The sequence below is a fragment of the Thermococcus sp. 101 C5 genome, assembly GCF_009372125.1.
Taxonomy (GTDB): domain Archaea; phylum Methanobacteriota_B; class Thermococci; order Thermococcales; family Thermococcaceae; genus Thermococcus_A; species Thermococcus_A bergensis.
This window is the reverse complement of the sequence record NZ_WHIZ01000070.1, coordinates 1-9184: the sequence shown is the minus strand read 5'-3', so window position 1 is coordinate 9184 and position 9184 is coordinate 1. Positions and strand designations below refer to the sequence as shown.

Sequence of the window (9184 nt, the reverse complement as noted above, 5' to 3'; positions counted from 1 at the left end):
TTCATGTTCCCCCTTCTTTTTCTAAAGTACTGCCAGTAACTTAAACCTGACACCCCACAGCTTATCCTAACAGTATCTCTTTTGTTTTCCGTAATTTTTAAATAGTCTCTAATTATACTTCCTTGTGGTGAAGCAGTTCCCAGAATGTGGGGTTTGTCAAGCCCGAATGGGGACTGTCGAGAGCCTTGAAGATGTGGGGAGTCTCCGTTCCCCCCGAAAGCCAGCCAATGAAGACGGGAGGCTGGAAGCCTACCCGTTACGAAATTAACACCCTACACACACTTTACGGGTAGGCAGAACGGTTGCTGGCAGTCCTGTTGGGACTGCTGATGGTTGGAGTGACGGCTGGTAGTGCAATGGCAGCACCAATACAAAAGGAGCCCATACAGCCCCAATATTTTGGAGATAAAGATCAGCTTCACCTTGAATTTGATCCAGATTCATCTTATGTTTACAGAGGTACCATCTACTTGGCATATTGGTGGCACTGGGATGGATTAACCGAGATTTTTGATGGAAGTAAGGACTATATTGTAATAGAAATTCCATGGGAAATCAAAATTAATGGAGAATGGAAGCGACTTTTTGAAAATGACGTTCCTTATGTATACGTGAGTGTTTGGGATGAGTATAAATCTTCAGTGGGAACTCCTATTATTAGCATGGATCTGAATCCAAAGCTCATCGGGGATTATGAATTTACTTTTGCTAAAATTAAAATTCCAGTTGATGACGACGTTCCGGGAGGAATTGTTTATGTTGGAGTTCACCCAAAGCAGGAATATCAAGGGATGGAATTAACGACTTTAGAACTGTATTATCACACATGGGATGGTTCAGATGCCGTAGGACTAACTGTGAGTATTGGAATGTCTCTTTTCTTCCCAACAGAGACTGCTGAGGCTTTGTTTGGGACAACAGGCTCTAAAGTAATATCCGGAACTGTTTCATGGGGCATAAGTGAACTCCTTGGCAGTCATTTTAGTGGAGGCTGGGAAAAGCATATCAAGGCACAAGTTGAAATTTCATATGATGCGTACCCAGAGAGAAGCTATCCTCCTCCAAATCCTCCATGCATTGGGGAGATTTGTCCAACAAGCATCCTGGGGGATAAAGAATGAATGAGGGAGATCTTTATTTGGCTCGTTTTCTTCATAATTTTTTGATTGGAATAATCTCGGCAGAAATGCTTAGTTTGATTTTTGGTACTGTTGATCCTCAATTTGGATTTAAATTTGGCGTTTTGTATTCGCTCGTCATGAGCCCCTACATTCTGCTCCTGTATGATAAAGAGAGGGAGGCGCTTATTAAAAAGTATGGGTGGAGGGGTGGTGGGTACGCGGTAAGGTTGTTGATTACGAGGTATTTTGGTGGTGGGGTTGCCATCACTGCGGCAACCGTGGAGAAGTACTTTGGTGAGAGTATTCCCCTCTTGTTATTATTAGGACTTGTCTGGGCATTAGTGTACGCGAAACTGCTTGCCGATGCTAATCATCCTGATGTTCCGCATTACTGGGTGATGAAGCTTACTGGCAAAGCAGAATATTAGAATAACTGTGGTATAACCTGCATCCCGGCAGGTAGGTGGCAACAGCAATAAAAATCAGCTTAGGATTGAGGATGCTATCCAATAAGTTCTTTTTTGTTCATTCTTTTACTTGGGTTTCTTTTGATTAATTGGGTTCTTGAAGATTCGGTTGGAAAGTAAGAACTCACGAAAAAAAAAAGCGTAACAAATTACAACTAGTAAAAGAGAAGTATGGAAAAACTTATAAGTTTTAAAGTTAAAAATATTATTGCAATATTTTGATGGGGGTGCAAGCATGAAAAGATTGCTTGCACTACTTATTGGATTGTTACTAATTGCTGTAGGGATACAACAAGTAATAGCTGATGGCAGTTGTACAGATTGTAATTGGGCACCAAGCTCGTGGACTTCTGTTAGCGTAATTATTTATCCAGATTCTCCAAATTATGCAGAAACACAGCAAAGTTTTGTTTGGTATTACGAAAATTTAGAGGCATTTTTGGCACTAGATGCATATTATCAATACGAAATTAGAAGAGATAGGGATGTCTGGGACTATATGACAATTGGGGAGTGGGGAGATATAATCGTCGTGGGTTCTTACTGGACTACACTTCCAAACCCTACTGATACATGGACAGAAGAAGCAGACTCTGGAGGAGATGAGGAGTTCGAACTTAAAATACTAAGCCCTGAAGACCTTAGTCCAGACACTTGGTACGTTGTGTATGTAGAATTCTGGAGGGATCCGGAGGATAGGGGGACCACTTTCACTTTATGGAGCGAGTCCGAATATTGTGGCAGAGGTTGGCCATTCTGTGACTTTGGGAGACTTGATTGGTGTGTAATGACTGAACAAACTGAAGGAGCTTGAGGTGATGAAAATGAGAAAAACCATAATATTGGGAGTATTTGCTGTGCTATTAATAGTATCATCGACATTGTTGCTTGAAGCTTCATCTCTACGAAACACAAGTAGTATCCCGGAGACTGTTATTCCATACAGTAAGAATATGGGAGTCCTAAAACTTCAACATGAGGTTGTTTTGGTTAGAAATGGTTACTTTGCTGTTATTCCAAATGTGACCAGTAAGGAGGAACTTCTTGCTTTCGTTCAACAGAACAAAGAACGTTTGAATAGCTTAAGAGATGGAGAGGTTGTTAGTGCTACAATTACGTTTAAGAGACCCCTTAGGAAGTCAGAGTTACTGAGGCTTTTAGGAAATAATGTTAAGATTGTTGCTGTGAGATATAAATCATATCCTAAAGGCATTGGTCAGATGCCATACCCTATGGAAGTAAATGAGTCGAAGGAACTAGAGCATCTAGAAGAAAAGTTGAGAGTAGAACTCAAGGAGAAAAGTGGAATCAAGGAATTTAGATTAATTGAAGGCTTTATTTCGGCAAAAGTTATTGCACCAAAAGAGGAATTGGTAAGAATTTTAAAGTCAAAGGATGTCTTTGACGTTAACGTTGGACCAAGAGACGTTGCAGAAAAACATGAAATAAAACAAGTGATTATCGAAGACTTTTGGTGGTATTATGAGAAATATATTCTTAAAGCAAAAAACAAGTAAAGCTTAGGGTTTCTTTTTTTACAATTTATTTTAGAGACAGGGGGTCACAAAAATGAATACCTCTTTGCTTAAAATTCTGATAAGGCTTTTAGCGTTACTTCTTTTTGGCATCGGAGCATACTATGGCATTCAGATTATAGTTGGTATAGCTTTTCCTTCTGAAGTTATAGGATTTGTCCAGTTAATTCTTTTTTTGAGCATTCTCATAGCATTGATTTCCTTTATTAATTTGAAAATTTTTGTTTTGAAAGTATTCGCTAGTTTAGTGCTCGGATTTGTGGCATTTTATTTCTATTTTCTCGGCTTTAAACCACTAATACATACCCTTACTAGGGGAATACTTTTTAGGATACCTGAATTGATTTCCCTTGTTGTTTTTACGCTTGCAACTGGAAATATACTTCTCTTGTGGTTTGGAGCGAAAGACAGTGGAGATGAGAATTAATATTAAGGTGATACTATGCAGATAAGGAGTATAATTAAAGGCTTGATGCAAGGTACAGCTGTCCTTTTAATTATTCTGGGAGTAGTATATGCCGTAGATTATCAGCTTAACAAGGACGACCCGTATTTTGAAGACCCTGATACGGTTGAGCTTACTTATGGCGTCGCCACATATTTCTTCGTGATAGGTGGAATACTGCTACTTTTTGGTATATTTTATCGTGAGAATGTAGATCTTGTAGTGAACTTAGTTGTCACCTTTTTCTTGGTATTGGCAGTATATACTGGACATCGTTTAGCTGTTATTGGTATGAAGAGAGACCTTCTATCATATGGGAGTTACAAACGACCGGAGCTTATCATATATCTAGGGGCACTCCTCTTTCTGGTGGGTTTAGTTGCTTTGATATTAGTATGGATTCACGTTGCTATAAAGCTATTCAGGAAAAGTGCTAACTAATAGAAACCTTGGGCACCCAAAAACCTCTTAACTTATTCTTGCACTTTTCATTTAGGAGGTGCTTTTATGGACAAGGAGGAGCTCACGATAATCAGGAAGTTTGAGCATATCGAGCACTGTTTAAAACGGCAAGTTGAGGCTCATGTAACGAATCAATTCGAAAATATCCACTTTGTCCACATTTCTCTTCCGGAAATTGATAAAGATGAGATTGATATGAGCGTCGAGTTCCTCGGGAGAAAGTTTGACTACCCAATAATGATCGCTGGAATGACAGGAGGAACTAAAGGCTCACAGCTTGCTGGAAAAATAAACAAAACCCTTGCCAAGGCCGCTCAAGAGCTGAACATTCCAATGGGGGTTGGGAGCCAGAGGGCAATGATAAGAAAACCGGAAACTTGGGAGAGCTATTACGTTAGAGATGTAGCTCCAGATGTCTTTTTGGTCGGCAACTTAGGTGCGCCCCAGTTTGCCGAGACAATGCCAAACCGTTATGGAGTTGAGGAAGCTCTAAAAGCCGTTGAAACAATTCAAGCTGATGCTTTGGCTATTCATATGAATCCCCTGCAAGAGAGCGTCCAACCTGAAGGAGATACCCAGTACAGAGGAGTTTTGAAAGCTTTGGCACAGCTTAAGAGTGAATTCCCCTACCCAATAATAGCCAAAGAAACCGGCGCGGGAGTTTCAATGGAAGTCGCGATAAGGTTAGAAAGCATTGGTGTAGATGCAATAGATGTCGGTGGGCTCGGCGGCACGAGCTGGAGCGGTGTTGAGTACTACAGGGCAAAGGACGAAAGGAGTAGAAATCTTGCCTTAAAGTTCTGGGACTGGGGAATTCCAACGGCTTTAAGCGTGGCTGAAGTTCGCTATGCAACGGAACTCCCAATAATTGCCACCGGCGGGATAAGGGACGGCATAATGATTGCAAAGGCTTTGGCACTTGGAGCAAACTTAGCAGGAGTCGCTTTGCCCTTGCTCAAACCGGCAGTAAAGGGAGACGTGGAGGGAGTGATTAAGATCCTCCAGCGCTACATAGACGAGCTGAAGAATGCAATGTTCCTTGTGGGTGCGAGAAACGTTGAAGAACTCAGAAAAGTGCCGCTTGTGATTACGGGCTTTGCAAGGGAATGGCTTGAGCAGAGGATTGACCTGTGGGAGTTCTTGAAAAAGAGGGCCTAAACAGTTTCAAATTTTTTGTTTGTTTTTTTATTGACAGTTATTGCTCTTACCCCATATTCCAAAAATCTGAAAAGCAACCTAAAAACTTCAATAAAGAATGAAATAAAAGAGAAATCAGCCGTACATAACTTCATGTGAAGCCATCTGGTGGGCTAACTTCTCTTCAGAGCCAAGAACCTTCTCAACAGCCTTTATGAAGTCCTCGTGTGTTACGTATTCTCTTCTCGCCCTAATTGCAAACATTCCAGCTTCAGTTACGATGGCCTTAAGGTCGGCACCGCTTGCCCCTTCGGTCATCTCCGCTATGGCTTTAAGGTCAACGCCCTTAAGGTTCATCTTCCTTGTGTGGACTTTAAGGATTTCCAGTCTTCCCGTGAAATCTGGCAATGGGACTTCTATCAGCCTATCAAACCTTCCAGGTCTGAGCAGGGCAGGGTCTAAGATGTCAGGCCGGTTTGTAGCAGCAATAACTTTAACGTCACCTCTTGGGTCAAATCCGTCAAGCTCAGCTAATAACTGCATTAAAGTCCTGTTAACCTCCCTTTCCCCACCTGTTGTTTCGTCAAGTCTCTTCGCACCTATTGCGTCGATTTCATCAATGAAAACTATCGAAGGTGCTTTTTCTCTTGCTAATTCAAAGAGCTCGCTGACAAGCCTTGCGCCCTCTCCTATGTACTTCCTTACGAGCTCGCTGCCAACAACCCTTATGAAGGCCGCATTTACTTCACGGGCTACTGCCTTTGCCATTAGGGTCTTCCCACAACCGGGGGGACCGTAGAGCAGAACACCCTTAGGTGGCTCAATTCCGATCTTTTCAAAGAGGTCGGGGTGCTTGAGGGGGAGCTCTATGGCTTCTCTTAGCTCCATAAGCTGCTTTTTCAGCCCACCTATGTCATTGTAAGAAACGTTTGGCTTCTCAATTACCTCAAATCCCAGTACAGATGGGTCCTTTTGGGAAGGCAAAAGTTCTATAACTGCCATTGTTCTTTGATCCAGGGCAACTCTGGCACCGGGCTTTAGCTTTTCTTTCTCTATCCATGGGGCGATTCTAACAACGAATCTCGGCCCGTTGTAGTTCTGAACAATTGCCCTATCCTCGTCCAAAAGTTCAATCAAAGTGCCAGCAAAGGCCGGAGGCTGCCTTAGTCTGGACATCTCCATCCTTAAGCGTGAAAGCTCTCTCTCAAGTCTCTCCTTGTCAGCTTCAAGTGTTCTCACCTGGAGTTCAAGCTGCCTTATTCTACGCTTGAGATAGTAAACGTAATCGTCATACTCCTCCTCGTGCTTCACATTAATATCTTCAACATCACTCATACTCTAACCCTCCTTTTATATGTTTTATATGATTGTTAAGAAGAACTTCTTTATAGCATTAACATTTAACCTATCCATGCAATCTCCCTGTGAATAGGAATTGCAGAAAGCTTATAAACTTTTGGTTTATGAATGCTTCTTCAAAAGCGCAAAATTCTCTCTGTGGATAAATTAGCAATCATGGCCTTGATTCTGGCTAATAGCATATGGAAAAGACAAACTCCACATCCAAATTGGTCGAAAGGTTTAAGTAATCTTTTGTTATTATTTGAACTTGGACGTTTATGGAGGTGGATGAGATGGTGAAAGTGAGGTTTCTGGGGCATGCGGCATTTGAGATAGAGGGAGATGGAAAGAGAATACTGGTAGACCCATTCTTAACCGGAAATCCAACGGCAGCAGCAAAGCCGGAGGACTTTGATAAGGTTGACCTTATTCTTGTGACCCACGCACATGGAGACCACCTCGGGGATGCAGTAAAGATAGCCCAGAGGACAGGAGCGAAGATAGTTGCAATGTACGACATAGCCAACTACCTCGTGGAGGGCAATAGGGGCATAACAACAGTAGGAATGAACTATGGCCCAACTGAGGTTGATGGCGTTAAAATAGTTCAGGTTCCAGCATGGCACTCAAGCAGCGACGGAAAATACAGCATTGGAAATGCCTGCGGATACATAATAGAACTCGAAGGAAAGAAAATCTACCACGCAGGAGATACTTACGTTTTCAAGGACATGGAGCTCTTTGCTGAACTCTATGGAATAGACCTTGCTCTACTTCCAATTGGAGGGCACTTCACAATGGGGCCCAAAGAAGCTGCAAAAGCAGTTGAGCTCCTCAAGCCAAAATACGTCATCCCAATGCACTACGGAACCTTCCCACCAATAGCTAAGAACCCAGAGGAGTTCAAAGAACTTGTTGGAGACAAGGCAGAGGTCATCATACTAAAACCTGGAGAGGCCTTTGAGCTTTGAAAAAACCTTTTAAACTTTCTTTTTTAGGTTCAATCTGGTGAGCAGATTGAAGACTAAGTACATTGCACTGGCACTCGTGGCAACTTTGATTATTGTATCTTTCATAGCTGTTCCTATTTATGCCCAGCAAGAGGAAAATAGGCCTGAGTATGATCTGATAATAGTTAGAAACGACGATCTTATAGATTATATTACTGTACAGCCGTATGCAAGACTCCTTAATATTCCTGTTCTTCCCGTTGATCCCCAAAAGCTGGATGAAAAAACATGGGCTCAGCTTTATTCGTACATCCAGCTGGGGTGGAAAAAAATCCTGATAGTTGGGAACTCAAACGCGGTCAGCAAGGAAGTTGAGGATGAACTCCTTAAGATGGGGTACAGCGTCACCAGGATAGGTGGAGATGTAAGGACTGAAACAGCGGAAAAATTGGCCGTTCACTTTTATCCCCATGGCTCGGAAGCAGTTGTGTTAGCTAGTGCTTTAGATTACGGCTCCGCCCTCGCCGCATCAAAGTTTGCAATGGAGTATTCCTTACCGCTTTTGCTGACTTTAGAAAATGACCTCTCAGAGCATGCAGTTATAGGTTTGGACAATCTAAAGCCAGAACTTGTCATTCTGGTTGGAACAGGGTTAAACGAAACTATTGAAGCAAAGTTGAGAAATATGGGATACCAAACCTACTGGCTTGGCAAGAACGTGGAAAAGCCCCCGGTATCTCCGCCAGAGGAGCCGTCCCCATATAAGTACTCCCTCATAGGTGCTGTGTTATCGCTGGCAATTGCATTGCCAATAACCCTATACTGGGCAAAGAAGAAATGGTACTCCAACAGAATTCCTGTAGAAGTGCTGACAGAAAAAGAGAGAATCGTTGTAAAAGCCCTGATGGAACAGGGTGGGAAAGTGAAACAAGAGGATCTCCCAGAGCTTACCGGTTACTCAAGACCAACAGTGAGCAGAATAATCCAAGAGCTCGAAAAGAAACAGCTGATCGAGAGAGAGAAAGTTGGCAAGACCTTCATCGTCAAGCTTGTGAAAGAAATAGACCTTAAGGAATAAAGGTCAGAAAGCCCTACCGTTCATCACACTTCAGCGTCCTGACTTTTCTTCATCCCTTATATAAAAGGAGAGAAGAACAAAATCACTCTTTTCTAAAGAGGTGCCCGTGGGCCTTGTTTATATGCCTGGTGTAGTCTTTACTCCTTCTAAAGACCATACCACACCTGGGGCATCTAAAGAGAATCTCCCCATCCCTGTCCTTGAGCTTTATTGCCTTAAGCACCGCCATTCTCCTCCACCCCATGCCCTAATTTAGTGATTAATTTTTAAGCTTTATCCCCACCATTAAATCCATATCCTGTTTCCTTTTACCTTTAAATATCCCATCTTCTGCAGGGGCGTGTTTATAGTAACCTTTATTAGGGTTTTTGCTGAATTCTTTCAGGTGGTTGTCGTGATCCCCAGATGGGATCACAGACTCAAAGACCCTGAAAGCGTGGCATTCGCAATTCTTGACGTTTTAGCAGACTTCGAATCAGAAGGAAAGCTGAAGAACCTGCCAAAATCCAAAAAATTTCCAGTAAAAACAATACTGGCAATACTCCTCTTTAAACAATACTACAACCTACCCCTCAGAGACGCCCAGCACTACGGCAGAAAATTCTTCGGAGCAAACATTCACTACTCAACCCTCCACAACTGGGAGAA

At 42.4% G+C, this 9184-nt stretch carries 12 protein-coding genes; 10 read left to right on the top strand and 2 right to left on the bottom strand.

Annotated elements, in window-relative coordinates; genetic code table 11:
• The first annotated feature begins 329 nt into the window (after positions 1–329).
• The 7 genes from GBV73_RS09490 to fni all read left to right on the top strand — a co-directional run bounded on the left by GBV73_RS09490 (position 330) and on the right by fni (position 5188).
• Entirely contained in the window at positions 330–1121 is a 792-nt protein-coding gene (locus GBV73_RS09490; protein ID WP_152880989.1) for a hypothetical protein, read from the top strand.
• Entirely contained in the window at positions 1118–1549 is a 432-nt protein-coding gene (locus GBV73_RS09485) for a hypothetical protein (protein WP_042699320.1), read from the top strand. The genes GBV73_RS09490 and GBV73_RS09485 overlap by 4 nt, the downstream gene beginning before the upstream one ends.
• A gap of 274 nt (positions 1550–1823) precedes the next feature.
• Complete coding sequence (locus GBV73_RS09480) at positions 1824–2402, top strand: hypothetical protein (RefSeq protein ID WP_042699323.1); 579 nt, start codon at positions 1824–1826, stop codon at positions 2400–2402.
• Between the two features lie 10 nt (positions 2403–2412).
• Entirely contained in the window at positions 2413–3105 is a 693-nt protein-coding gene (locus GBV73_RS09475) for a hypothetical protein (protein ID WP_152880987.1), read from the top strand.
• A 52-nt stretch (positions 3106–3157) separates the two neighbouring features.
• Positions 3158–3550 carry a hypothetical protein gene (locus GBV73_RS09470; RefSeq protein ID WP_152880985.1) on the top strand — a complete coding sequence of 131 codons (393 nt, stop codon included), beginning with the start codon at positions 3158–3160 and terminating at the stop codon, positions 3548–3550.
• A 15-nt stretch (positions 3551–3565) separates the two neighbouring features.
• A complete protein-coding gene (locus GBV73_RS09465) occupies positions 3566–4009 on the top strand; it encodes a hypothetical protein (protein WP_152880983.1) in 444 nt (147 codons plus the stop codon).
• A 66-nt stretch (positions 4010–4075) separates the two neighbouring features.
• Positions 4076–5188, top strand: coding sequence for a type 2 isopentenyl-diphosphate Delta-isomerase (gene fni / locus GBV73_RS09460; protein ID WP_152880981.1), 1113 nt, complete (start codon positions 4076–4078; stop codon positions 5186–5188).
• Positions 5189–5302: 114 nt separating this feature from the next.
• Here the strand turns inward: fni and GBV73_RS09455 are convergent, their stop codons facing one another.
• Positions 5303–6502, bottom strand: a complete 1200-nt coding sequence (locus tag GBV73_RS09455) for a proteasome-activating nucleotidase (RefSeq protein WP_152880979.1) — start codon at positions 6500–6502, stop codon at positions 5303–5305.
• A 299-nt stretch (positions 6503–6801) separates the two neighbouring features.
• On the opposite strand from GBV73_RS09455, the gene GBV73_RS09450 reads away from it, so the two are divergent.
• Together GBV73_RS09450 and GBV73_RS09445 are read left to right on the top strand one after the other, a co-directional pair.
• Entirely contained in the window at positions 6802–7479 is a 678-nt protein-coding gene (locus GBV73_RS09450) for a metal-dependent hydrolase (RefSeq protein ID WP_042699344.1), read from the top strand.
• Between the two features lie 34 nt (positions 7480–7513).
• Positions 7514–8536, top strand: coding sequence for a cell wall-binding repeat-containing protein (locus GBV73_RS09445; RefSeq protein WP_083965039.1), 1023 nt, complete (start codon positions 7514–7516; stop codon positions 8534–8536).
• A gap of 82 nt (positions 8537–8618) precedes the next feature.
• Here GBV73_RS09445 and GBV73_RS09440 read toward each other — a convergent pair whose 3' ends face one another.
• Positions 8619–8765 (bottom strand): C2H2-type zinc finger protein, encoded by a 147-nt coding sequence (locus tag GBV73_RS09440; protein WP_042700625.1) that lies wholly within the window; start codon positions 8763–8765, stop codon positions 8619–8621.
• Between the two features lie 111 nt (positions 8766–8876).
• On the opposite strand from GBV73_RS09440, the gene GBV73_RS09435 reads away from it, so the two are divergent.
• On the top strand, positions 8877–9184 hold a 308-nt coding region (locus tag GBV73_RS09435; RefSeq protein WP_152878644.1), incomplete at its 3' end, for a hypothetical protein.